Origin of the sequence: Microbacterium bovistercoris (assembly GCF_003387575.1) — a bacterium.
In the GTDB taxonomy this organism is placed as follows: domain Bacteria; phylum Actinomycetota; class Actinomycetes; order Actinomycetales; family Microbacteriaceae; genus Microbacterium; species Microbacterium bovistercoris.
In genome coordinates, this window is the sequence record NZ_QUAB01000039.1 from 1 (window position 1) to 23,588 (window position 23,588).

Consider the following 23,588-nt stretch of genomic DNA (forward strand, 5'->3'; position numbering starts at 1 on the left):
GTGCCCCGGCCGGCCCGGTCGCCCCGGCGGCGCCGCGCCCCAGGCGGCCGCTCGCCGCCGAGGCCGCCGTGCTCACTGCGGTGCAGCTCGTCGCGACCGTGCTCTCCATAGGACGCATCGGATTCGCGGGGCGTGGTGAGTTCCTCGTCGCGTTGGTGCTCGCGGTGCTCGCCGTGCAGGCCGTGCTGGCGGCCAGGTACGTCATCCCGCGGATCTGGGCGTTCCTCGGAGGCGTGCTGGGCGCTGTCGCGGGGGTGTTCGCCGCCGTGGGTCTGATGCCCGAGGGTGCTCTGGACTGGAGGGTCGCGGTGATCGCCGCGGGGGCGACCGCCATCCTCGTGGGCACCGCCGTCGTCCCGCTGCCCTCGCGCACGCCGCGCGCACTCCTCGCGGCCGGTGCCGCCGTGACGGTCGCCCTCACGAGCGCGCCGTCGGTACTCGGGGGCCTGATCATCGGCTCGTCCCTGCTGCGAGACGTGGCGGGCATCTCCCAGACCCGCCCGCTCTCCGAGACGACGCTGCCGACGATCGTCGCGCTCGGCGTCGTCGCACTCGGACTGGTCGGGTTCGGGCTGCTCGCCGCATCGCGCCGCGGCATCGACCGACTCGCGGTGGCGGCCCACGCCATCGCCGTGCTCTACGGCTCGGGCGCCGTCCTCGCCCTCGGCTGCTCCGGGCTGCTCGTGCTTCCGGCGAGCATCGGCGTCGTGCTGCTGGTCACCGCCGCAACCGGGGTGATCCTGCTGCGGACCGTCCGGGGCGCGAAGGTGGTCCGCCTGCTCCTGACGATCGCCGTGCACGTCGCACTGATCGTGGCGGTCCTGCTGTCGTGGCAGGACCGCTCCCTGGTGCCGTTCGCCGGAGCTGCGACCCTGATCGCACTCGCCGTGGCTGCGCGCACGCTTCCCGCCGAAGTCAGGTTCCTGCACGTCGGGGCGGGCTACGGCTACGCCCTCGCGATCGTCGCCACAACGCTGTCGCTCGCGGGCGTGACCGGCATCGCGCAGTTCTCGCTCACGGCATCCGCAGGCCTGCTCGGGGCGATCGTGGCGACCTTCCTGCCCGGGATCGGCGCGCGCAACTGGTACGCGGTGCTCGTCGTCGCCGCGGTGCCCTTCGTGATCGGGGTCATCCAGGTGCTGATCGAACGCAGCGGCTGGACCGCTCTGTCGACCGGGCTGATGTTCATCCTCTCGCTGGTGCTGCTGACGACCCGCCGGCCGGGGCTCACCGCACCGGTGCGCATCGTGGCGGCGGGTCTGCTCGTCCCCACGCTGGCGGTGGTCGTCGTGTGCCTGTGCGCGCAGCTGCTGGCGCAGAGCGGATCGCCGGTCGCGCTGCCCATCATCGCCGTGCTGGTCGCGATCGCGCTGGCATCAGGTGTCCTGATCAGCGACCTGCTCGTGGCACGCGGCCGCGACGAGAGCACCGCGGCGGGCGCCAGGATGGCGATCGAGGCCTCGGCTCTGCTGACCGGCGTCATCACCGTCGGGCTCGCCCTCGTGCGCGAGGCGGCGGGGCTGGGCACCGCCTGCCTGGTGCTGATCGTGCTGGGTGTCGGGGCGGCACTCGCAGCGGTGCTGGCCGGCCGTCGCTACGGATGGTGGGTGTCGGCGGCATCCTTCACCGGGGCGCTGTGGTCGGCGTGGGCGCTCGCCGGAGTGGCGCTGCCCGAGGCGTACCTGCTTCCGCCGGCTCTCGGGGCTGCGGTCGTCGCGGTCGTGCTCACCATGCGCGGACGCCCTGCCGTCGGCCTGTTCGCTGCCGGGGCGACGATCGCGACCGTGCCTCTCGACGTGCTGCTCGCCGTCGGCCCGGGGTCGGATGACGTGCCCTGGCGAGCGTTCGGCCTGCTCGCGGCCGGGTGGACGCTGATCGGCGTGACCGTGCTGGTGGCGCGCGCGAGTTCACCGCGCCTGCGCCGGCTGCGCGTGCTCCGCGCACCCGCGCTGGGCGTCGCCGGGGCGGCCGCCGCCGCGGGTACCATCCAGGCCGTGCGCTGGGGCGTTGGACGGGATGCCGCTCCGCTGGCTCCGTCTGCGATCGGCGTGCTCCTGACGTGCGCGGGCCTAAGTGCGCTCGCGGCTCTCGCCGTGCTGATCGTCGCACTGCGGCTGCGTGCGGATGCTGCGCGCTCGCTGCCCTCGCTCGCACGGCGCTGGGTCGGAGCGCCGGCCGTGCTCGCCTTCACGCTCGGCGTGTGGCCCGCGATCGAGCGGGACTGGGCGGTGATCTGGACCATGTGGGCGCTGATGCTCGCCGTGCTGATCCTGATGCTGTGCGCGGCATCCGCCCGCGGAGCGATGCTGCCGCCGGTGTGGTTCCTCTTCGGCGTCGCCTTCGTCACCGCCGTGGTGGCATGGAGCCCGCGCGACCTGCGCGTGGAGTGGTTCTCGCTGCCGCTGGGGGCGTTCCTGCTCGCCGCGGGTGCGCTGGGGCTGCGCGGCGATGCGACGGCGGATGCCCGGCTGACGGACTGGCCGCGCGGCTGGCGGGGTTCATGGCCGCTGCTGGCACCAGGGCTGATCGTCATGATGTCGGCCTCCATCGTCTCGACGTTCACCGATCCGCTCACCTGGCGGGCGATCCTGGTGATGGTGCTCGCCCTCGTCGCGATCCTCGTCGGGGCGTCCAGGAGGCTGTCGGCACCGTTCATCCTCGGCCTGATCGTGCTGCCGGTCGAGAACGTGTTCGTGTTCTCGGTCCAGCTCGGTCGCGGCATAGAATCCATGCCGTGGTGGATCACCCTCGCGACGATCGGGACGGTGCTGCTGATCATCGCGGTCGCAGGCGAACGGCGCGAGGGAGCAGGCGGGGGAGTGGTCGCCCGGATGCGCGATCTGCGCTGACCGGCGTGGCGTCCACGATCATTTGACCAGCAGCGTTACGCCGGATTACACTTGGTCGAGTGTGCGCACTGCTGTGCGCGCATGTCAGGGCGTCGGCATTCGCCGGTCCGCCCCCACGGCATACCCACCACACCAAAAGCGCGGCGGTTCCGTCACGCCGGTGGGTCATGATGTGAAACCCATCATGCTGTCACCGTGCAGCACTATTAGGAGAGAACGTGCCAACCATTCAGCAGTTGGTTCGCAAGGGCCGTTCGCCGAAGGTCAACAAGACCAAGGCGCCCGCCCTGAAGTCGAACCCGCAGCAGGCCGGCGTGTGCACCCGTGTGTACACCACCACCCCGAAGAAGCCGAACTCGGCGATGCGCAAGGTCGCTCGTGTGAAGCTGCGCAACGGCACCGAGGTCACGGCCTACATCCCCGGTGAGGGCCACAACCTGCAGGAGCACTCGCTGGTGCTCGTCCGCGGCGGTCGTGTGAAGGACCTCCCCGGTGTCCGCTACAAGATCGTCCGTGGTGCGCTCGACACCCAGGCAGTCAAGAACCGTAAGCAGGCTCGTTCCCGCTACGGCGCGAAGAAGGGTTGAGTTAGATGCCTCGTAAGGGTCCCGCCCCCAAGCGCCCCGTCGTCAACGACCCGGTCTACGGCGCTCCGATCGTCACCTCGCTCGTGAACAAGATCCTCGTCGACGGCAAGAAGTCGCTCGCCGAGTCGATCGTGTACGGCGCGCTCGAGGGCGTCCACGCCAAGAACGGCGAGGACGCGGTCGCAACGCTCAAGAAGGCGCTCGACAACGTGCGCCCCACCCTCGAGGTCCGCAGCCGCCGCGTCGGCGGCTCGACCTACCAGGTTCCGGTCGAGGTCAAGCCGCACCGCGCGAACACGCTCGCGCTGCGCTGGCTCGTCAGCTACGCGAAGGGTCGTCGTGAGAAGACGATGACCGAGCGTCTGCAGAACGAGATCCTCGACGCCTCGAACGGCCTCGGTGCCGCGGTCAAGCGCCGCGAGGACACCCACAAGATGGCCGAGTCGAACCGCGCCTTCGCGCACTACCGCTGGTAAGCGGCATCGCCGGTCCCCGGTCACACGCCGGGGACCGGCATCCACTCTTCGCAGTACCACTGCTCGACAGATAAGGACACTCCTGTGGCACAAGACGTGCTCACCGACCTGAGCAAGGTCCGCAACATCGGCATCATGGCGCACATCGATGCCGGCAAGACCACGACGACCGAGCGCATCCTGTTCTACACGGGCGTCAACCACAAGCTGGGCGAGACCCACGACGGCGCCTCGACGACCGACTGGATGGAGCAGGAGAAGGAGCGCGGCATCACGATCACGTCTGCCGCCGTGACCTGCTTCTGGAACAAGAACCAGATCAACATCATCGACACCCCGGGCCACGTGGACTTCACCGTCGAGGTGGAGCGTTCGCTCCGCGTCCTCGACGGCGCCGTCGCCGTCTTCGACGGCAAGGAGGGCGTCGAGCCCCAGTCCGAGACGGTGTGGCGTCAGGCCGACAAGTACGGCGTGCCCCGCATCTGCTTCGTCAACAAGATGGACAAGCTCGGTGCGGACTTCTACTACACCGTCGACACCATCATCAGCCGCCTGGGCGCCAAGCCGCTCGTGCTGCAGCTCCCGATCGGTGCCGAGAACGACTTCGTCGGCGTCGTCGACCTCATCGAGATGCGCGCGCTGGTCTGGCCGGGCGACGCCAAGGGTGACGTGACGATGGGCGCCTCGTACGAGGTCCAGGAGATCCCCGCAGACCTCCAGGCCAAGGCCGAGGAGTACCGTCAGCAGCTGCTGGAGACCGTCGCCGAGACCGACGAGGAGCTTCTCGAGAAGTTCTTCGGCGGCGAGGAGCTCACGATCGCCGAGATCAAGGGCGCGATCCGCAAGCTCGTCATCGACGACGCGATCTACCCCGTGCTCTGCGGCTCGGCGTTCAAGAACCGCGGCGTGCAGCCGATGCTGGACGCGGTCGTCGACTTCCTGCCGTCCCCGCTGGACGTGCCCGCCATCGAGGCGCACGACCCGAAGGACGAAGAGAAGATCATCGAGCGTCACCCCGACGCGAAGGACCCCTTCGCCGCGCTGGCCTTCAAGGTCGCCGTGCACCCGTTCTTCGGTCGCCTGACCTACGTGCGCGTGTACTCGGGTGAGCTCGAGTCGGGCTCGCAGGTCATCAACTCGACCAAGGGCAAGAAGGAGCGCATCGGGAAGATCTTCCAGATGCACGCCAACAAGGAGAACCCGGTCGACAAGCTGACCGCCGGCAACATCTACGCCGTCATCGGCCTGAAGGACACCACCACCGGTGACACCCTCGCCGACATGGCGCAGCCGGTCGTCCTCGAGTCGATGACGTTCCCGGAGCCGGTGATCGAGGTCGCCATCGAGCCGAAGACCAAGGCCGACCAGGAGAAGCTGGGTGTCGCCATCCAGAAGCTCGCTGAGGAGGACCCGACCTTCCGCACGGAGCTCAACCCCGAGACCGGTCAGACGACCATCAAGGGCATGGGCGAGCTGCACCTCGACATCCTCGTGGACCGCATGAAGCGCGAGTTCAAGGTCGAGGCGAACGTCGGCAAGCCGCAGGTGGCGTACCGCGAGACGATCAAGAAGACCGTCGAGAAGCACGACTACACCCACAAGAAGCAGACGGGTGGATCGGGTCAGTTCGCGAAGATCCAGTTCACCATCGAGCCCCTCGAGCTCGACTCGGAGAAGACCTACGAGTTCGAGAACAAGGTCACCGGTGGTCGCATCCCGCGCGAGTACATCGAGCCGACCAACCAGGGCTTCCAGGACGCCATGGCGACCGGTGCGCTGGCCGGCTACCCGATGGTGGGCGTGAAGGCGATCCTCATCGACGGTGCCTCGCACGACGTCGACTCCTCGGAGATGGCGTTCAAGATCGCGGGCTCGATGGGCTTCAAGGAGGCTGTCCGCCGTGCGAACCCGGTGCTGCTCGAGCCGCTGATGGCCGTCGAGGTCCGTACTCCCGAGGAGTACATGGGCGACGTCATCGGCGACCTGAACTCGCGTCGTGGCCAGATCCAGTCGATGGAGGACGCCCAGGGCGTCAAGGTCGTCCGCGCGTCGGTCCCGCTGTCCGAGATGTTCGGCTACATCGGCGACCTGCGCTCGAAGACCTCGGGCCGTGCCGTCTACTCGATGGAGTTCGAGTCCTACGCCGAGGTGCCCCGCGCCGTGGCGGACGAGATCGTCCAGAAGACCAAGGGCGAGTAAGCCCTTGTCCGGGTCCTGGGTCGCTGAGCCTGTCGAAGCGCCCCAGGACCCGGACTCCCCACAACTTCACATTCCCTCTCTACTAAACTGAGAAACCGAAATCTGTAGGGAGCCGGTCACAATCCAGTGCCCGGCGATCTCTACACGAACGTCCTGAGGAGGACCAAGTGGCCAAGGCCAAGTTCGAGCGGACCAAGCCGCACGTCAACATCGGAACGATCGGTCACGTCGACCACGGCAAGACCACGCTCACCGCTGCGATCTCGAAGGTGCTCGCCGACAAGTACCCGTCCGACGTCAACGTCGTTCGTGACTTCTCGACCATCGACTCCGCTCCGGAGGAGCGTCAGCGCGGTATCACGATCAACATCTCGCACGTCGAGTACGAGACCCCGAAGCGTCACTACGCTCACGTCGACGCGCCGGGTCACGCCGACTACATCAAGAACATGATCACCGGTGCCGCTCAGATGGACGGCGCGATCCTCGTGGTCGCCGCCACCGACGGCATGATGGCGCAGACCAAGGAGCACATCCTGCTCGCCAAGCAGGTCGGCGTCCCCTACCTGCTGGTCGCGCTGAACAAGTCCGACATGGTCGACGACGAGGAGATCCTCGAGCTCGTCGAGATGGAGGTCCGCGAGGAGCTCTCCAAGAACGACTTCGACGGTGACAACGCTCCTGTCGTCCGCGTCTCGGGCCTGAAGGCTCTCGAGGGCGACGAGAAGTGGGTCGAGTCGATCGTCGAGCTGATGACCGCTGTCGACGAGCACGTTCCGGACCCGGTGCGTGACCGTGACAAGCCGTTCCTGATGCCGATCGAGGACGTCTTCACGATCACCGGTCGTGGCACCGTCGTCACCGGCCGCGCCGAGCGTGGCACCCTCGCCATCAACTCCGAGGTCGAGATCGTCGGCATCCGCCCGACGCAGAAGACCACGGTCACCGGTATCGAGATGTTCCACAAGCAGCTCGACGAGGCATGGGCCGGCGAGAACTGCGGTCTTCTCCTCCGCGGCACCAAGCGCGAGGACGTCGAGCGCGGCCAGGTCGTCGTGAAGCCGGGTTCGGTCACGCCGCACACCGACTTCGAGGGCACCGCGTACATCCTCAACAAGAACGAGGGTGGCCGTCACAACCCCTTCTACACGAACTACCGCCCGCAGTTCTACTTCCGCACCACCGACGTCACCGGCGTCATCTCGCTGCCCGAGGGCACCGAGATGGTCATGCCCGGCGACACCACGGACATGACGGTCGAGCTGATCCAGCCGATCGCCATGGAAGAGGGCCTGGGCTTCGCGATCCGTGAGGGTGGCCGCACCGTCGGCGCCGGCACGGTGACGAAGATCATCAAGTAATCTCTTTCTGAGATCGGAGGGGTCGGACCTACGGGTCCGGCCCCTTTGTCATGCCCGGTGAGTCCCTGCTCTTCCCTTGCGTGGATGCGGAAGGCAGAATGGCCGTGGCCGGCATCCGCCGGCTCACCGACCTGGAGGGGATACCGACATGGCAGACGAGAACCAGTCCGCGGACGCAGTCAACAAGGTGAAGGAGTTCTTCGAGCAGAACGCAGACAAGGTCGGTGACGCAGCCGACGATGCGCTGACGAAGGCGAAGAAGTTCTACGAGGAGAACAAGGACAAGGTCGACGAGGCTCTCAAGAGCGAGCAGGCGGAGGGCGTCAGCGACAACGTCCTGGACACCCTCGCCGGTCTCGCGAAGAAGATCCTGCCCGAGGACCACGCCGCCAAGGTCGACGAGGTGCGCGGCAATCTCGACAAGGCCGTCGGCCACGAGTGACTCACCCCGACGGGGGGATGCTGCGCGCATCCCCCCGTCGTCGTGTGTAAGGTCGTAGCCGGGCGACGACGGAGGATCATGCGTACTGACGAGGGGACGACGCGGCGCACGCTCCTGAAGGGTGCGGCGTGGTCGGTGCCTGCGGTGGCGGCCGCGGCGGCGGTGCCGGCTCGAGCGGCCAGCTGCCTGCCGTGCGAGGGGTACGAGGTCGTCCAGACGTTCGAGAAGCAGACCGGTGCCTGGCAGTACCGTGACACGATCACCGTCACGCACTGCGGCGAAGCGATCTCGCTTCAGGGAGTCGTCGTCACGGTGAAGTTCTCAAATCCCGCCGACTTCGACCACGCGACCAATGCCGACGGCATGACGACGTCGTACGATCCGGCCACGGGTGTGCTCACGGCGACCAGCACCACCTCGGATACCTCGATGTACTTCTCGGGAGCCATCGGGCACGGTAATGACGATACGCATCTCGTCACCGGCACGGTGAGCCTCCAGGTCCCTGGGTGTGACGGTTTCGTGATCGAGAACCGGCCGTTCGCGGTGCAGGTCGTCAAGAACTAGCACCCGCCCGTCCCGCGGAACGACGCGCGACACGCCCGGGTTTGCAGTAGTCGAATCCGGCATGGCAGAATAGACAGGTTCCACATTCCTGCGCTCTGCGCGGGATCACTGCCAGGCAGTGCATAGACGGCATCCGATCCTCGTGATTCGGCGTGCAGGGATCTAGGCCGCGGGCAGCAGAACATCTCCTACTCGAAGACGCGGGCACCAGGGTGCCGGCGTCTTCCGTGTGAAAAGAGAACAGGGTGCGCAAGCGCCGGGCGCGAACAGCGCCGACGTGCGTCCAATGCCCCCGGGTCCACCTGGCCCGGAGAGGTAAGACGCTTATAGAGAGTGAGAAAGCAGATGGCGGGACAGAAGATCCGCATTCGCCTGAAGTCGTATGACCACGAGGTCATCGACTCGTCGGCGCGCAAGATCGTCGACACCGTGACCCGTGCGGGCGCGACCGTCGTGGGCCCCGTGCCCCTTCCGACGGAGAAGAACGTGATCGCTGTGATCCGTTCGCCGCACAAGTACAAGGACAGCCGCGAGCACTTCGAGATGCGCACCCACAAGCGTCTGATCGACATCGTCGACCCGACGCCGAAGGCCGTCGACTCGCTGATGCGTCTCGACCTGCCGGCCGATGTCAACATCGAGATCAAGCTCTGAGGTTCGACATGGTTGACATCAACAACAAGGTTTCCAAGGCCCTGCTCGGCACCAAGCTCGGCATGACTCAGGTCTGGGACGAGAACGGCAAGCTCGTTCCCGTCACCGTGATCGAGATCGCCCCGAACGTGGTCACGCAGGTCCGCACGCCCGAGAAGGACGGCTACAACGCCGTTCAGATCGCCTACGGCCAGATCGACCCCCGTAAGGTCACCCAGCCGCTCGCGAAGCACTTCGAGGCCGCCGGCGTCACGCCGCGCCGCCACGTCACCGAGATCCGCACCGCGGATGCTGCCGACTACTCACTCGGTCAGGAGCTCACGGTGGACGGCACCTTCGAGGCCGGCCAGCTCGTCGACGTCGTCGGCACGAGCAAGGGCAAGGGCTTCGCCGGTGTCATGAAGCGCCACAACTTCAAGGGCGTCTCCGCCTCGCACGGTGCGCACCGCAACCACCGCAAGCCCGGTTCGATCGGCGCCTCGGCAACCCCGAGCCGCGTGTTCAAGGGCATGCGCATGGCCGGTCGCATGGGTGGCGAGCGTGTCACCGTCCTCAACCTGAAGGTGCACGCCATCGACGCCGAGAAGGGACTCATGCTCGTCAAGGGCGCCGTCCCCGGCGCTCGCGGCCGCATCGTCTACGTCCGCAACGCAGTGAAGGGTGCCTGAACATGGCTGACTCGACTCTCGCGCTCGACGTCCTGAAGGCAGACGGCAAGAAGGCCGGCTCGATCGAGCTGCCCGCCGCGCTGTTCGACGTCAAGACGAACATCCCGCTCATCCACCAGGTCGTCGTCGCGCAGCTCGCGGCGGCTCGCCAGGGCACTCACTCGACCAAGCGTCGCGGTGAGGTCTCCGGTGCCGGCCGCAAGCCCTTCAAGCAGAAGGGCACGGGTAACGCCCGTCAGGGTTCGATCCGCGCGCCGCACATGACCGGTGGTGGCATCGTGCACGGTCCGAAGCCCCGCGACTACTCGCAGCGCACCCCCAAGAAGATGATCGCCGCCGCCCTGCTGGGTGCGCTGAGCGACCGCTTCCGCGGTGAGCGCCTGCACGCCGTCGAGAACTTCGGCATCGAGGGCACGCCCTCGACCAAGGCCGCGGCTGCGCTGATCGCGCAGGTCTCGCCGTCGAAGAACGTCCTGATCGTCACCGAGCGCGGCGACGACCTGACGCTGCTCAGCGTGCGCAACCTCGCCGAGGTGCACGTGCTGACCTTCGACCAGCTGAACGCCTACGACGTGCTCGTCGCCGACGACATCGTCTTCACCCAGGCCGCTCTCGAGGGCTTCATCGCCTCGAAGACCGGCGCAACCGAGGAGGTCTCGGCATGACCGAGCAGGCAAGCGCCCTCTCCGCGGCCTTCAACAAGGACCCGCGCGACATCATCCTGGGCCCGGTGGTCTCCGAGAAGAGCTACGGCCTGATCGACGAGGGCAAGTACACGTTCTACGTGGACACCCGCGCCTCGAAGACCGAGATCAAGCTCGCCATCGAGAAGATCTTCGGCGTCAAGGTCGCCGCGGTGAACACTCTCAACCGCGCCGGCAAGGCCCGCCGCACCCGCTTCGGCACCGGCAAGCGCAAGGACACCAAGCGCGCCATCGTCACGCTGAAGTCCGGCACCATCGACATCTTCACGGCAGTCGGCTGACCGGGGGATAAGGACTAAACATGGCTATTCGCAAGTACAAGCCCACGACCCCGGGTCGCCGCGGTTCGTCTGTGGCCGACTTCGCCGAGATCACCCGATCGACGCCGGAGAAGTCGCTGCTGCGTCCGCTGAGCAAGACCGGTGGCCGCAACAACCAGGGCCGCATCACCACCCGCCACATCGGTGGTGGACACAAGCGCCAGTACCGCGTCATCGACTTCAAGCGCAATGACAAGGACGGCATCAACGCCAAGGTCGCTCACATCGAGTACGACCCCAACCGCACCGCGCGCATCGCGCTGCTGCACTACTTCGACGGCGAGAAGCGCTACATCATCGCGCCGAACAAGCTGAAGCAGGGCGACATCGTCGAGTCCGGTCCCGCGGCCGACATCAAGCCGGGCAACAACCTGCCGCTGAAGAACATCCCCACCGGTACCGTGATCCACGCGATCGAGCTGCGTCCCGGCGGCGGTGCGAAGATGGCCCGTTCGGCCGGCGCCTCCGTGCGTCTGGTCGCGAAGGACGGCCCCTACGCTCAGCTGCGTCTGCCCTCGGGCGAGATCCGCAACGTCGACGCGCGCTGCCGTGCGACGATCGGCGAGGTCGGCAACGCCGAGCAGTCGAACATCAACTGGGGCAAGGCCGGCCGCAACCGCTGGAAGGGCATCCGCCCGACCGTCCGCGGCGTCGCCATGAACCCGGTCGACCACCCGCACGGTGGTGGTGAGGGCAAGACCTCCGGTGGACGTCACCCCGTCTCCCCGTGGGGCCAGGCCGAGGGCCGCACCCGTCACGCCAACAAGGAAAGCGACAAGTACATCGTGCGTCGCCGTACCGCTGGCAAGAAGCGCAAGTAGGAGTAGAGGAAGATGCCACGCAGTCTGAAGAAGGGCCCCTTCGTCGACGAGCACCTGCTTCGCAAGGTGATCGGTCAGAACGAAGCCGGTACGAAGAACGTCATCAAGACCTGGTCGCGCCGGTCGATGATCATCCCCGCCATGCTGGGACACACCATCGCCGTCCACGACGGTCGCAAGCACATCCCCGTGTTCGTGACCGAGACCATGGTCGGCCACAAGCTGGGCGAGTTCGCGCCCACCCGCACCTTCCGCGGCCACGAGAAGGACGACAAGAAGGGCCGTCGCCGCTGACGCGGCGACTGTCTGAGAGACAGAGGAGAGAGAAATGGTGGAGTCCATCGCACGTGTGCGACACATCCGCGTGACCCCTCAGAAGGCTCGTCGTGTCGTCGCGCTCATCAAGGGCAAGCAGGCTCAGGAGGCCCTGGCCATCCTGAAGTTCGCTCCGCAGAGCGCCAGCGAGCCGATCTACAAGCTTGTCGCGTCGGCCATGGCCAACGCGCAGGTGAAGGCTGATCGTGACGGCGAGTACCTCGACGAGCAGGACCTGTACGTGAAGAACGCGTACGTCGACGAGGGCACGACGCTCAAGCGTTTCCAGCCCCGCGCCCAGGGTCGTGCTTTCCAGATCAAGAAGCGCACGAGCCACATCACGGTCGTGCTGGCGACCCCCGAGGTCGCCGAGGCGGCTCCGGCCGCCGAGACGAAGAAGGCGAGCAAGTAATGGGCCAGAAGGTCAACCCGTACGGCTTCCGCCTCGGCATCACGACCGACCACGTGTCGCGTTGGTTCTCGGACTCGACGAAGCCCGGACAGCGCTACGCCGACTACGTCGCCGAGGACATCAAGATCCGCAAGCTGCTGCAGACGCAGCTCGACCGTGCCGGCGTTTCCGGCATCGAGATCGAGCGCACCCGTGACCGCGTGCGTGTGGACATCCACACGGCTCGTCCGGGTATCGTCATCGGCCGCCGCGGCGCCGAGGCCGAGCGCATCCGCGCCGACCTCGAGAAGCTCACCGGCAAGCAGATCCAGCTGAACATCCTCGAGGTCAAGAACCCCGAGGCCGACGCTCAGCTGGTCGCTCAGGGCATCGCAGAGCAGCTCTCCGCTCGCGTGGCGTTCCGTCGCGCGATGCGCAAGGGCCTGCAGGGCGCTCAGCGCGCCGGCGCCAAGGGCATCCGCATCCAGGTCTCCGGCCGCCTCGGCGGCGCGGAGATGAGCCGCTCGGAGTTCTACCGCGAGGGTCGTGTGCCGCTGCACACGCTGCGCGCGAACATCGACTACGGCTTCTACGAGGCCAAGACCACCTTCGGCCGCATCGGCGTGAAGGTCTGGATCTACAAGGGCGACCTCACCAACAAGGAGCTTGCTCGTGAGCAGGCCAACCAGAAGCCTTCGCGCGAGCGTGGCGACCGTCGTGGCCCCCGTGGCGACCGCGGTGACCGTCGCAACGAGGCTCCCGTCGCAGAAGGAGCGTCTGCCTGATGCTTATCCCTCGTAAGGTCAAGTACCGCAAGCAGCACCACCCGAAGCGTTCGGGCCAGGCCACCGGTGGCACGAAGGTCTCCTTCGGCGAGTTCGGCATCCAGGCTCTCACCCCCGCTTACGTGACCAACCGTCAGATCGAGGCAGCTCGTATCGCGATGACCCGTCACATCAAGCGTGGTGGAAAGGTGTGGATCAACATCTACCCCGACCGTCCGCTCACCAAGAAGCCTGCTGAGACCCGCATGGGTTCCGGTAAGGGTTCCCCCGAGTGGTGGGTCGCCAACGTCAAGCCGGGTCGCGTCCTCTTCGAGGTCGCGGGCGTGAACGAGGAGCTCGCACGCGAGGCCCTCACCCGAGCAATCCACAAGCTGCCTCTCAAGGCACGCATCATCAAGCGCGAGGAGGGCGACGCGTAATGGCGATCGGCACCAAGGAGCTCGCTCCGGCAGAGCTCGACACGTTCGAAGACCAGCGCCTCGTCGAGGAGCTGCGCAAGGCCAAGGAGGAGCTGTTCAACCTCCGTTTCCAGTCGGCCACCGGCCAGCTGGAGAGCCACGGCCGCATCCGCACCGTGAAGCGCGACATCGCGCGCCTCTACACCGTCATCCGTGAGCGCGAGCTCGGCATCCGTGCGACGCCGGCTCCGGTCGAGGCGCCGGCGAAGAAGGCGTCCAAGGCGAAGGCGAAGAAGGCCGAAGAGGCTGAGGCGCCGAAGGAGGAGGCCGAGTAATGGCTGAGAAGAAGGCTGCTGAAGCCGCCCCGGCCGTCGAGGCTGAGGCCCGCGGCTACCGCAAGGCGCGTCGTGGTTACGTCGTCAGCGACAAGATGGACAAGACCATCGTCGTCGAGGTCGAGGACCGCGTGAAGCACCCGCTGTACGGCAAGGTCATCCGCCGTACCTCGAAGGTCAAGGCGCACGACGAGAACAACACCGCCGGCATCGGCGACCTCGTCCTCATCAACGAGACCCGGCCGCTGAGCGCCACCAAGCGCTGGCGTCTGGTGGAGATTCTGGAGAAGGCCAAGTGATCCAGCAGGAGTCCCGCCTCAAGGTCGCCGACAACACCGGCGCGAAGGAACTGCTCACCATCCGCGTTCTCGGTGGCTCGCGCCGCCGTTACGCCGGTCTCGGTGACACGATCGTCGCGACCGTCAAGGACGCGATCCCGGGCGGCAACGTCAAGAAGGGCGATGTGGTCAAGGCCGTCATCGTCCGCACCAAGAAGCAGACGCGTCGTGCAGACGGCTCGTACATCAAGTTCGACGAGAACGCCGCCGTGATCCTGAAGGCTGACGGGGAGCCCCGTGGCACCCGCATCTTCGGGCCGGTCGGTCGTGAGCTTCGTGACAAGAAGTTCATGAAGATCGTCTCGCTCGCCCCGGAGGTCATCTGATCATGGCGAACATCAAGAAGGGCGACCTCGTCGAGGTCATCACCGGCCGCAAGCAGGACAAGGGCGGCGACCGCGGCAAGCAGGGCAAGGTCCTCGAGGTCCTCGTCGAGCAGAACCGCGTGGTCGTGGAGGGCGTGAACTACGTCACCAAGCACACCCGCGTCGGTCAGACCCAGCGCGGCACCAAGACCGGTGGCATCGAGACCGTCGAGGCGCCCATCCACATTTCCAACGTCGCACTCGTCGACCCCTCGACCAAGAAGCCGACCCGCGTCGGTCACCGCGTCGAGGAGCAGACGAAGGACGGCGTGAAGCGCACGGTCCGCGTGCGCTACGCGAAGAAGTCGGGTAAGGACATCTGATGAGCGACACCACTGCCGTGGAGGCTGGCAAGATCCAGCCCCGCCTCAAGCAGAAGTACAACACCGAGATCAAGAAGGCCCTGCAGGACGAGTTCGGCTACGTCAACGTCATGCAGATCCCCGGACTGGTCAAGGTCGTCGTCAACACCGGCGTCGGCGAGGCGGCTCGTGACTCCAAGGTGATCGATGGTGCGGTCGACGACCTCACCAAGATCACCGGTCAGAAGCCGATCGTCACCAAGGCTCGCAAGTCGATCGCGCAGTTCAAGCTGCGCGAGGGTCAGGCCATCGGCGCGCACGTCACCCTCCGCGGTGACCGCGCGTGGGAGTTCCTGGACCGCCTGGTGAACCTCGCACTGCCCCGCATCCGCGACTTCCGCGGACTGTCGGCCCAGCAGTTCGACGGCAACGGCAACTACACCTTCGGTCTCACGGAGCAGAGCGTGTTCCACGAGATCGACCAGGACAAGATCGACCGCGTCCGCGGTTTCGACATCACCGTGGTGACGTCGGCCAAGACGGATGACGAGGGCCGTGCGCTGCTGCGCCACCTCGGCTTCCCGTTCAAGGCCGCCGACGCCGCGGCGTGAGTCCTCGGGTGGGCTCGATGGCATGGTCATCGGGCCCACCCGATTGCACGTACAATTGAAGATTGCGTGCTCATCGCAGGCCGTCTGTCGTGTAACGGCAGCCGGAACCTCAATGAACAAAGGAAAATCACAATGACAATGACAGACCCGGTCGCAGACATGCTGACCCGTCTGCGCAACGCGAACTCGGCGCACCACGACAGCGTGTCGCTCCCGTCGAGCAAGCTGAAGACGCACATCGCCGAGATCCTCCAGAAGGAGGGCTACATCGCCGGCTTCGAGGTGACCGACGCCCGCGTGGGCAAGACGCTCACCATGTCGCTCAAGTACGGTCCCAACCGCGAGCGCTCCATCGCCGGCATCAAGCGTGTCTCGAAGCCCGGCCTCCGCGTGTACGCGAAGTCCACGGAGCTTCCCAAGGTCCTCGGTGGCCTCGGCGTCGCCATCCTGTCCACCTCCTCCGGTCTTCTCACCGACCGTCAGGCCGAGCAGAAGGGCGTGGGCGGAGAAGTTCTCGCCTACGTGTGGTGACCTGAAATGTCGCGTATCGGACGACTTCCCATCGAGATCCCCGCGGGCGTGACCGTTTCGGTCGACGGCCGTGAGGTCGCGGTGAAGGGCCCCAAGGGTGAGCTCACCCTGCAGGTGGCCAGCCCCATCGAGGTCGCGGTCGAGGAGAACCAGGTTCTGGTCTCCCGTCCCGACGACGAGCGCGAGTCGCGGTCGCTCCACGGCCTGACCCGCACTCTCATCAACAACAACATCATCGGCGTCACCCAGGGCTACTCCAAGGGCCTCGAGGTCGTCGGCACCGGTTACCGCGTGCAGCAGAAGGGCAGCTCGATCGAGTTCGCTCTCGGCTTCTCGCACCCCGTGCTGGTCGACCCGCCCGAGGGCATCACCTTCGCGGTGGAGGGCACCAACAAGGTGACCGTCAGCGGCATCTCCAAGCAGGCCGTCGGCGAGGCGGCTGCGAACATCCGCAAGATCCGCAAGCCCGAGCCGTACAAGGGCAAGGGTGTGCGCTACGCCGGCGAGGTCGTGCGTCGCAAGGCCGGAAAGGCTGGTAAGTAACCATGGCTGTGAAGTCGAAGTCCGACGCCCGCGCGCGTCGTCACGCCCGTCTTCGCAAGAAGATCGTCGGCACCGAGGCGCGTCCGCGCCTGGTCGTCACCCGTTCGGCCCGCCACGTCTTCGTGCAGCTGGTCGACGACAGCAAGGGCCACACCGTGGCATCCGCATCGACGCTCGAGACCGAACTGCGCACCTTCGACGGTGACAAGACCGCCAAGGCCCGCAAGGTCGGCGAGCTCGTCGCCGAGCGTGCGAAGGCCGTCGGTGTCTCCGAGGTCGTGTTCGACCGCGGTGGCAACCGCTACGCCGGCCGTGTCGCGGCGATCGCCGACGGCGCCCGCGAAGGGGGGCTGGCACTGTGAGTGACAACAAGGAGAACGAAGTGACCGAGCAGCAGCCCGCTGCCGAGGCTCAGGCGACTGAGCCGGCTCGCGAGCAGCGCGACAACCGTCGCGGTGGCCGCGGTGACCGCAACCAGGGTCGCGACCGCAACTCGCGCGACCGTGGCGACAACCAGTTCCTGGAGCGCGTCGTCACCATCAACCGCGTCTCGAAGGTCGTGAAGGGTGGTCGTCGCTTCAGCTTCACCGCTCTCGTGGTCGTCGGTGACGGCAACGGTCTGGTGGGCGTCGGCTACGGCAAGGCCCGCGAGGTCCCCCTGGCGATCTCGAAGGGTGTCGAAGAGGCCAAGCGCAACTTCTTCCGCGTCCCGCGCGTCGGCTCGACCATCCCGCACCCGGTGCAGGGCGAGTCCGCCGCCGGTGTGGTGCTGCTGCGTCCGGCTGCCGCCGGTACCGGTGTCATCGCCGGTGGTCCGGTCCGCGCCGTGCTCGAGTGCGCCGGTATCCACGACGTCCTGTCGAAGTCCCTCGGCTCGTCGAACACGATCAACATCGTGCACGCGACCGTGACCGCGCTGAAGGCTCTCGAGGAGCCGCGCGCCGTGGCCGCCCGTCGTGGTCTCGACTACGACGCCGTCGTGCCGGAGATCATCATCCGCAACGAGGCGAAGGCCGCTGCGGCCGCCGCCGCACAGAAGGTGGGTGCCTGATGGCCGCTCGTCTGAAGGTGACCCAGGTCAAGTCCAAGGTGAGCGAGAAGCAGAACCAGCGCGACACGCTGCGTTCGCTCGGTCTCAAGAAGATCGGCGACTCGGTCGTCCGTCCGGATGACGCGCAGACGCGCGGCTACGTCCGGGCCGTCGCTCACCTCGTCAAGGTTGAGGAGATCGACTAATGGCTGAGAAGAACGAAGCCGTCGAGGCCGAGAAGGTCGAGAAGAAGGCGCCGGCCAAGAAGCCCGCCGCCAAGAAGGCGCCCGCGAAGAAGGCGGAGACGAAGGATGCTCCGGCGTCGCGTCCCGGCGTTCTGAAGGTGCACCACCTGCGTCCGGTCCCCGGCGCCAACACCGCGAAGACCCGTGTCGGTCGTGGTGAGGGCTCCAAGGGCAAGACCGCCGGCCGCGGCACCAAGGGCACCAAGGCCCGCAACACCGTCCGCGTCGGATTCGAGGGTGGGCAGATGCCGCTGCACATGCGCACCCCGAAGCTGCGCGGCTTCAAGAACCCGTTCCGCGTCGAGTACCAGGTCGTGAACCTGAACAAGCTCGCCGAGCTGTACCCGACCGGTGGCGACGTCACCGTCAGCGACCTGGTCGCCAAGGGTGCCGTTCGCAAGAACGAGAAGGTCAAGGTCCTGGGCGACGGGGAGATCTCCGTCAAGCTCACGGTCTCGGTCGACAAGGTCTCGGGCAGCGCCGAGCAGAAGATCGTGGCCGCCGGCGGTTCCATCAAGTGACCGTCTGGTGACCAGCACCAGGAGGGGCCGGAGATTCTCCGGCCCCTCCTGTGCGTTACCCTGGACTTTCGGCCGCGAGTTGTAGGCCGGCATCCCCACTCAGGAGGAAAACTCTTGTTCAGCGCTATCGCGCGGATCGTCCGCACGCCCGACCTGCGGCGGAAGATCGGCTTCACCCTGGCGATCATCGCCCTCTACCGCCTGGGTTCGAACGTTCCCGCCCCCTTCGTGGACTACCCCAACGTGGAGACCTGTCTCGCTGCCAGCGCCGGCACCGAGGGCCTCCTGGGGCTCGTCAACCTGTTCTCCGGCGGCGCCCTGCTCAAGCTGTCGATCTTCGCGCTCGGCGTCATGCCGTACATCACCGCGACGATCATCGTGCAGCTGCTGCGCGTCGTCATCCCGCACTTCGAGTCGCTCCACAAGGAGGGTCAGGCGGGCCAGGCGAAGCTCACGCAGTACACCCGCTACCTGACCATCGCGCTTGCGCTGCTGCAGTCGACCACGCTGGTCACCGTTGCACGCAGCGGTCAGCTGTTCGGATCCGCGAGCGATCCGTCCTGCCAGGCGCTCCTCACCAATGACGTGTGGTGGGCCCAGCTGCTGATGATCTTCGCGCTCACCGCCGGCACCGGTCTGATCATGTGGTTCGCCGAGCTCGTCACCGAGCGCGGCATCGGCAACGGCATGTCGCTGCTGATCTTCACCTCGATCGCCGCCACCTTCCCGGCCGCGATGTGGGCGATCTGGGAGGCGAAGGGCTTCGAGGTCTTCCTCATGGTCCTCATCGTCGGAATCATCGTGATGGGGCTCGTCGTCTTCGTCGAGCAGTCTCAGCGCCGCATCCCGGTGCAGTACGCGAAGCGCATGGTGGGTCGCCGCACCTACGGCGGCACGAACACCTACATCCCGCTGAAGGTGAACATGGCGGGCGTGATCCCGATCATCTTCGCGTCGTCGCTGCTGTACATCCCGATGCTGATCGCACAGTTCAACACCCCGACCGACGGCAGCGCGCCGCCCGAGTGGGTCACCTGGATCTCCCAGCACTTCACGACCGGCGACAGCCCGCTGTACATGGCGGTCTACTTCCTGCTGATCATCGGCTTCACCTACTTCTACGTGGCGATCACGTTCAACCCGGTCGAGGTCGCGGACAACATGAAGAAGTACGGCGGCTTCATCCCGGGCATCCGTGCCGGCCGGCCGACCGCCGAGTACCTCGACTACGTGCTGACGCGCATCACGTTCCCCGGCTCGATCTACATCGGTCTGATCGCGCTGATCCCGCTGATCGCGCTGTCGACGGTCCAGGCCAACCAGAACTTCCCGTTCGGCGGCGCCTCGATCCTCATCATCGTGGGCGTCGGGCTCGAGACCGTGAAGCAGATCGACGCGCAGCTGCAGCAGCGCCATTACGAAGGGCTCCTCCGATGACGGCATCCGCACACACCACCGCCCGCCTTCTGATCGTGGGCCCGCAGGGCTCCGGCAAGGGCACGCAGGGCGTGCGCATCGCCGCCGCGTACGGGATCCCCGTGGTCTCGACCGGCGACATCTTCCGCGCGAACATCAAGGCGGGCACCGAGCTCGGCCAGAAGGTCACCGCGATCCTGGATGCCGGCGACCTGGTTCCCGATGAGCTGACCAGCGAGATCGTGCGCGACCGCCTGTCGCAGGAGGATGCCGCGAACGGCTTCCTCCTGGACGGCTACCCGCGCAACACGCACCAGGTCGAGCACCTGGATGCGTTCCTGCAGGAGCGCGGCGAGTCGCTCGACGCGGTCATCCTGCTCGACGTGCCGCGCGAGGAGAGCCTGACCCGGCTTCGCCTGCGGGCCACCGAGCAGGGGCGCTCCGACGACACCGACGAGGCCATCGCGCACCGCCTGGACATCTACGAACACGAGACGGCTCCGATCATCTCGGTGTACGAGCAGCGCGGCATCGTCGACCGCATCGACGGTGTGGGCTCGCTCGACGAGATCGCCGAGCGCATCGTCGCGGCGCTGGATGCGCGCGGCCTGCGCGTGCTGGTCTGACGTGTTCCGACGCTCGATCTACAAGTCGCCGGCGCAGCTCCGGTCGATGGTCGAGCCGGGCCTGATCACGGCGGCGGCCCTCGACGAGGTGCGCACCCTGGTCGCGCCCGGCGTGACGACCGCAGAGCTGGATGCCGCGGCATCCCGGGTGATCACCGGTCGCGGCGCCGAGTCGAACTTCCAGCTCGTGCGGGGATACCGTCACACGACCTGCATCTCGGTGAACGACCAGGTCGTGCACGGCATCCCCGGCGAGCGGGTGCTGCAGCCCGGCGACATCGTGTCGATCGACTGCGGCGCGCAGTACCAGGGCTGGAACGGTGACAGCGCGATCACGATCGTCGTGCCGGATGCCGCGCAGCCCGAGCTCGTCGCCCGACGCGAGGAGCTCTCGCGGGTGACCGAGGGGTCGATGTGGGCCGGAATCGCCGCGATGGCGACCGCGTCGCACATCGGCCAGCTCGGCGAGGCCATCCAGGGCTACATCGAGAGCCAGGGGACGTACGGCATCCTGCGGGAGTACGTGGGTCACGGCATCGGACGCAAGATGCACGAGTCGCCGAGTGTCTTCAACTACCGCACGCCGGATGCCGGTGCTGAAATCCGTCCGGGTCTCGTGCTGGCGATCGAGCCGATGGTCACCGACGGAGGCGAGGCGACCTTCGTCGAGGACGATGACTGGACGGTCACGACCGTCGACGGCTCCGACGGGTCGCACTGGGAGCACAGCATCGCCCGCCACGCGGACGGAATCTGGGTGCTGACGGCTGCCGACGGCGGCGCCGCCGGCCTCGCCCCCTTCGGCGTGGTTCCCGTCCCCATCCCGTAACGCGTTCCCGTCGGTGCGCGTCTGCCGCAGGCTGCGTCCGCGAGACCTCGAGCCCCGCGCGACTTTCGCGTGAGACCCCGAGTGCCGCGTGAGACCCGCATCCGGAACATGGGTCTCACGCAGGACTCGGGGTCTCGTTTTCCGGCCGCGCTCCGCGCAGTGCGCGCGGCCTGCTCCGCGGGTCCTGGCACTGCGGTGAGCCGTCGAGTTCCGCACGACATTCATCCGGGACCTTGAGCTCTGCGCGAGACCCGGGTCTGGAACCCGGGTCTCATGCGGGACTCGGGGGCTCGACTACCTGGCTCTCGTCCTCCACAGCGACGGTGCCGCGCCTGGTTGTGCACGTCGAAGGCGGATGCGCGGAACGCGGCGACTCATAGGACGGGGGAGGCGCCAGGATGCTGCCATGCCGCTGCGCCTCTCCGAACGCGCCGAGATCGTCTCGCCGCTGCCGCTGTTGACCGCTCACGATGCTCGGATGCTCGGCATCCGGATCGATCCGAAGACATGGCGCCGAATCCGTCGTGGCGTGTACGTCGATCGTGCTGCCTACGAGAAGTTGCAGCCGTGGAAGCGATACGCCGTGCGGGTGCACGCCTTCGTGCATGCCAACCCCGATGCCGTGCTCTGCCTCGAGAGCGCTGCGGTGTTCCACGGCTTCCCGTTGTTCGGCGAGACACGCGACATCCACGTGCTCGGCGATCCCGGCGAGAAGGCGCGCCATGCCGGTGATGTCTGGGTGCACACCAGCGAGGTCGCGCGAAGCGTCGAACGTGTCGGAGGCGTGCTGGTCACTTCCGAGTCGGACACGGTGGCCGATCTGTGCCGGGTGCTGCCGACCGCGAAGGCGCTCTGCCTTGCCGACAGTGCGATCTCGCCGGTGCAGGGCGGTACGGTCTCGATCGACGATGTCTGCGACCTGCTCGACGCGCAGCCGAGCAAGCGCGGCGTCGCACGCGCCCGATGGGTCTGCGCTCATGCCGACGGCCTGGCCGAGTCGCCGGGTGAGAGCATCAGCCGGGCCGTGATCATGTGGAGCGGATTCGAGGAACCGGAGCTGCAGTCCGAGTTCCACTACGAAGGGCACGAGGATCGCGTCGACTTCCATTTTCGCTCGGGCAGAGTCATCGGCGAGTCCGACGGATGGCAGAAGTACTCGCTCGGTGATCCGGCGCAGGCCGCCCAGAAGCTGGCGGATGAGAAGCGTCGCGAGGACAGGCTCCGCCGCAACGGCCATCCGTTCGCTCGCTGGGACCTCGGCGAGGCGATGCGTGTGAAGCCGTTGTGTACGACGTTGAAAGACGCCGGCGTGCCCCAGATGCGTCCGGCGCAGCCCGCGATGCTCGCCACACTGCGTTCGAGTCCGCGAGAGTTGCCGCGAGTTCCCCGCGAAACCCCGAAGGCTGCGTGAGACCCGCCTGATGCAGGTGGGGCTCACGCAGAACTCGGGGTGTCACGCGGATCGCGGCGGGAGGACGGCACCCACTCCATGCATTCACATGGAGCCCATAGTCATCTGATGGCACAATTGCGAGGATGCGGGCGTGCGGACGCCCCCTGCAGACAGAACGGAAAGCAATGGCCAACGCCAAGAGCAAGACCAACTGGTTCGCCATCGGAGTCTCCATCGCCGTCGTGGTGGTGCTCGTCGCCCTCGGCGGTTTCGTGGTGTACCTGAACAACCAGGCCACCGGTCCGGGGGCCACGCCGACGAGCAACTCGTCGTTCGACTCCGAGAGCGGTGCGATCTCGTTCGGCGATGGCAAGGACGAGGTCGCGGTCTTCGTGGACTTCCAGTGCCCTGCCTGCAAGAGTTTCGAGGACCAGTTCGGGCCCGCGCTCGAGAAGGCTGCGGACGACGGCAAGATCACCCTGGCATACCACCCGATCGCGATCCTCGACCGCTTCTCGCAGGGGACCGAGTACTCGTCGCGATCGGCGGGAGCGGCGGTCTGCGTCGCGTCGACCCAGCCCGACAAGTACCTCGACTTCTCCAAGGCGCTGTTCGCCGGTCAGCCCGCGGAGAACACCCCCGGCCTGACGAACGAGCAGATCGCATCGATCGCCGAGGAAGCGGGCGCCGACAAGGTCGAGTCCTGCATCATGGACGAGACGTACAAGAAGTTCGGCGCATCGCAGGCGAAGGCGCACGAGATCCAGGGCACGCCGACGGTCGAGATCAACGGTGAGCGCCTCGACCTCGCCAAGGACGCGGACTTCAAGAAGCTCACCGATCTGATCGGCTGATCGTTCCGCATGAACGCGGATGCGGGCCCCGGCGCCGCATCCGCGTTCTGCATTTGCCGGATGCGCCGGAGCGGACTATCATAGATCTTTGGTGCCTTGCGCCTTCATCCGG

The 23,588-nt window shown here is 66.9% G+C and carries 32 protein-coding genes; all 32 read left to right on the forward strand.

All coding sequences use genetic code 11. The features are described from left to right. Positions 1-2,849: SCO7613 C-terminal domain-containing membrane protein (locus DY023_RS17975; protein ID WP_181905766.1), on the forward strand; the 2,849-nt coding region annotated here is incomplete at its 5' end. A gap of 218 nt (positions 2,850-3,067) precedes the next feature. Further along, on the forward strand, positions 3,068-3,436 hold the full coding sequence (rpsL, locus tag DY023_RS07540) for a 30S ribosomal protein S12 (protein WP_116241735.1): 369 nt from the start codon (positions 3,068-3,070) through the stop codon (positions 3,434-3,436). A 5-nt stretch (positions 3,437-3,441) separates the two neighbouring features. Continuing rightward, positions 3,442-3,912: a 30S ribosomal protein S7 gene (gene rpsG / locus DY023_RS07545; protein WP_116241736.1), complete on the forward strand. Its 471-nt coding sequence runs from the start codon at positions 3,442-3,444 to the stop codon at positions 3,910-3,912. Between the two features lie 84 nt (positions 3,913-3,996). Next, positions 3,997-6,111, forward strand: coding sequence for an elongation factor G (gene fusA / locus DY023_RS07550; RefSeq protein ID WP_116241737.1), 2,115 nt, complete (start codon positions 3,997-3,999; stop codon positions 6,109-6,111). A gap of 167 nt (positions 6,112-6,278) precedes the next feature. After that, positions 6,279-7,472 carry an elongation factor Tu gene (gene tuf / locus DY023_RS07555; protein WP_116241738.1) on the forward strand — a complete coding sequence of 398 codons (1,194 nt, stop codon included), beginning with the start codon at positions 6,279-6,281 and terminating at the stop codon, positions 7,470-7,472. Between the two features lie 148 nt (positions 7,473-7,620). Continuing rightward, a complete protein-coding gene (locus tag DY023_RS07560) occupies positions 7,621-7,914 on the forward strand; it encodes an antitoxin (RefSeq protein ID WP_342770993.1) in 294 nt (97 codons plus the stop codon). A 78-nt stretch (positions 7,915-7,992) separates the two neighbouring features. Then, a complete protein-coding gene (locus DY023_RS18230) occupies positions 7,993-8,481 on the forward strand; it encodes a hypothetical protein (RefSeq protein WP_245958629.1) in 489 nt (162 codons plus the stop codon). Between the two features lie 345 nt (positions 8,482-8,826). Then, entirely contained in the window at positions 8,827-9,135 is a 309-nt protein-coding gene (rpsJ, locus tag DY023_RS07570) for a 30S ribosomal protein S10 (protein ID WP_106816553.1), read from the forward strand. 8 nt (positions 9,136-9,143) lie between these two features. Further along, the gene (gene rplC, locus DY023_RS07575) at positions 9,144-9,803 is read left to right on the forward strand and encodes a 50S ribosomal protein L3 (protein WP_116241739.1); all 660 of its coding nucleotides are present in this window, start codon (positions 9,144-9,146) and stop codon (positions 9,801-9,803) included. A 2-nt stretch (positions 9,804-9,805) separates the two neighbouring features. Then, positions 9,806-10,468 carry a 50S ribosomal protein L4 gene (gene rplD, locus DY023_RS07580; RefSeq protein WP_116241740.1) on the forward strand — a complete coding sequence of 221 codons (663 nt, stop codon included), beginning with the start codon at positions 9,806-9,808 and terminating at the stop codon, positions 10,466-10,468. Further along, positions 10,465-10,788 (forward strand): 50S ribosomal protein L23, encoded by a 324-nt coding sequence (rplW, locus tag DY023_RS07585; protein WP_116241741.1) that lies wholly within the window; start codon positions 10,465-10,467, stop codon positions 10,786-10,788. The genes rplD and rplW overlap by 4 nt, the downstream gene beginning before the upstream one ends. A 20-nt stretch (positions 10,789-10,808) precedes the next feature. Beyond that, on the forward strand, positions 10,809-11,648 hold the full coding sequence (rplB, locus tag DY023_RS07590; RefSeq protein ID WP_116241742.1) for a 50S ribosomal protein L2: 840 nt from the start codon (positions 10,809-10,811) through the stop codon (positions 11,646-11,648). Between the two features lie 12 nt (positions 11,649-11,660). Beyond that, on the forward strand, positions 11,661-11,942 hold the full coding sequence (gene rpsS, locus DY023_RS07595) for a 30S ribosomal protein S19 (protein ID WP_116241743.1): 282 nt from the start codon (positions 11,661-11,663) through the stop codon (positions 11,940-11,942). Between the two features lie 34 nt (positions 11,943-11,976). After that, the gene (gene rplV / locus DY023_RS07600; protein ID WP_116241744.1) at positions 11,977-12,375 is read left to right on the forward strand and encodes a 50S ribosomal protein L22; all 399 of its coding nucleotides are present in this window, start codon (positions 11,977-11,979) and stop codon (positions 12,373-12,375) included. After that, positions 12,375-13,139: a 30S ribosomal protein S3 gene (gene rpsC, locus DY023_RS07605; protein ID WP_116241745.1), complete on the forward strand. Its 765-nt coding sequence runs from the start codon at positions 12,375-12,377 to the stop codon at positions 13,137-13,139. Before rplV ends, rpsC begins: the two co-directional genes overlap by 1 nt. Next, positions 13,139-13,558: a 50S ribosomal protein L16 gene (gene rplP / locus DY023_RS07610; RefSeq protein WP_116241746.1), complete on the forward strand. Its 420-nt coding sequence runs from the start codon at positions 13,139-13,141 to the stop codon at positions 13,556-13,558. The genes rpsC and rplP overlap by 1 nt, the downstream gene beginning before the upstream one ends. Continuing rightward, positions 13,558-13,872, forward strand: a complete 315-nt coding sequence (gene rpmC, locus DY023_RS18370; protein ID WP_116241747.1) for a 50S ribosomal protein L29 — start codon at positions 13,558-13,560, stop codon at positions 13,870-13,872. Before rplP ends, rpmC begins: the two co-directional genes overlap by 1 nt. After that, a complete protein-coding gene (gene rpsQ / locus DY023_RS07620; protein ID WP_116241748.1) occupies positions 13,872-14,171 on the forward strand; it encodes a 30S ribosomal protein S17 in 300 nt (99 codons plus the stop codon). Before rpmC ends, rpsQ begins: the two co-directional genes overlap by 1 nt. Continuing rightward, entirely contained in the window at positions 14,168-14,536 is a 369-nt protein-coding gene (gene rplN, locus DY023_RS07625) for a 50S ribosomal protein L14 (RefSeq protein ID WP_116241749.1), read from the forward strand. Before rpsQ ends, rplN begins: the two co-directional genes overlap by 4 nt. 2 nt (positions 14,537-14,538) lie before the next feature. Continuing rightward, positions 14,539-14,898, forward strand: coding sequence for a 50S ribosomal protein L24 (gene rplX / locus DY023_RS07630; protein ID WP_116241750.1), 360 nt, complete (start codon positions 14,539-14,541; stop codon positions 14,896-14,898). Continuing rightward, complete coding sequence (gene rplE, locus DY023_RS07635) at positions 14,898-15,488, forward strand: 50S ribosomal protein L5 (protein WP_116241751.1); 591 nt, start codon at positions 14,898-14,900, stop codon at positions 15,486-15,488. The genes rplX and rplE overlap by 1 nt, the downstream gene beginning before the upstream one ends. Positions 15,489-15,620: 132 nt before the next feature. Continuing rightward, entirely contained in the window at positions 15,621-16,019 is a 399-nt protein-coding gene (gene rpsH, locus DY023_RS07640; RefSeq protein ID WP_116241752.1) for a 30S ribosomal protein S8, read from the forward strand. Between the two features lie 6 nt (positions 16,020-16,025). Continuing rightward, positions 16,026-16,562, forward strand: coding sequence for a 50S ribosomal protein L6 (gene rplF, locus DY023_RS07645; RefSeq protein ID WP_116241753.1), 537 nt, complete (start codon positions 16,026-16,028; stop codon positions 16,560-16,562). A 2-nt stretch (positions 16,563-16,564) separates the two neighbouring features. Next, on the forward strand, positions 16,565-16,924 hold the full coding sequence (gene rplR / locus DY023_RS07650; protein WP_116241754.1) for a 50S ribosomal protein L18: 360 nt from the start codon (positions 16,565-16,567) through the stop codon (positions 16,922-16,924). After that, entirely contained in the window at positions 16,921-17,613 is a 693-nt protein-coding gene (gene rpsE / locus DY023_RS07655; RefSeq protein ID WP_116241755.1) for a 30S ribosomal protein S5, read from the forward strand. The genes rplR and rpsE overlap by 4 nt, the downstream gene beginning before the upstream one ends. Then, on the forward strand, positions 17,613-17,798 hold the full coding sequence (gene rpmD, locus DY023_RS07660; protein WP_116241756.1) for a 50S ribosomal protein L30: 186 nt from the start codon (positions 17,613-17,615) through the stop codon (positions 17,796-17,798). The genes rpsE and rpmD overlap by 1 nt, the downstream gene beginning before the upstream one ends. Then, positions 17,798-18,358: a 50S ribosomal protein L15 gene (rplO, locus tag DY023_RS07665; RefSeq protein ID WP_116241757.1), complete on the forward strand. Its 561-nt coding sequence runs from the start codon at positions 17,798-17,800 to the stop codon at positions 18,356-18,358. The genes rpmD and rplO overlap by 1 nt, the downstream gene beginning before the upstream one ends. A gap of 114 nt (positions 18,359-18,472) precedes the next feature. Beyond that, positions 18,473-19,795 (forward strand): preprotein translocase subunit SecY, encoded by a 1,323-nt coding sequence (gene secY / locus DY023_RS07670; RefSeq protein WP_116241758.1) that lies wholly within the window; start codon positions 18,473-18,475, stop codon positions 19,793-19,795. Further along, on the forward strand, positions 19,792-20,400 hold the full coding sequence (locus DY023_RS07675) for an adenylate kinase (RefSeq protein ID WP_116241759.1): 609 nt from the start codon (positions 19,792-19,794) through the stop codon (positions 20,398-20,400). The genes secY and DY023_RS07675 overlap by 4 nt, the downstream gene beginning before the upstream one ends. After that, positions 20,372-21,229, forward strand: a complete 858-nt coding sequence (map, locus tag DY023_RS07680) for a type I methionyl aminopeptidase (protein WP_181905767.1) — start codon at positions 20,372-20,374, stop codon at positions 21,227-21,229. The genes DY023_RS07675 and map overlap by 29 nt, the downstream gene beginning before the upstream one ends. Before the next feature lie 406 nt (positions 21,230-21,635). Further along, positions 21,636-22,640, forward strand: a complete 1,005-nt coding sequence (locus tag DY023_RS07685) for a hypothetical protein (RefSeq protein ID WP_116241761.1) — start codon at positions 21,636-21,638, stop codon at positions 22,638-22,640. 167 nt (positions 22,641-22,807) lie between these two features. Continuing rightward, positions 22,808-23,476 carry a DsbA family protein gene (locus DY023_RS07690; RefSeq protein WP_116241762.1) on the forward strand — a complete coding sequence of 223 codons (669 nt, stop codon included), beginning with the start codon at positions 22,808-22,810 and terminating at the stop codon, positions 23,474-23,476. Positions 23,477-23,588: the final 112 nt, after the last annotated feature.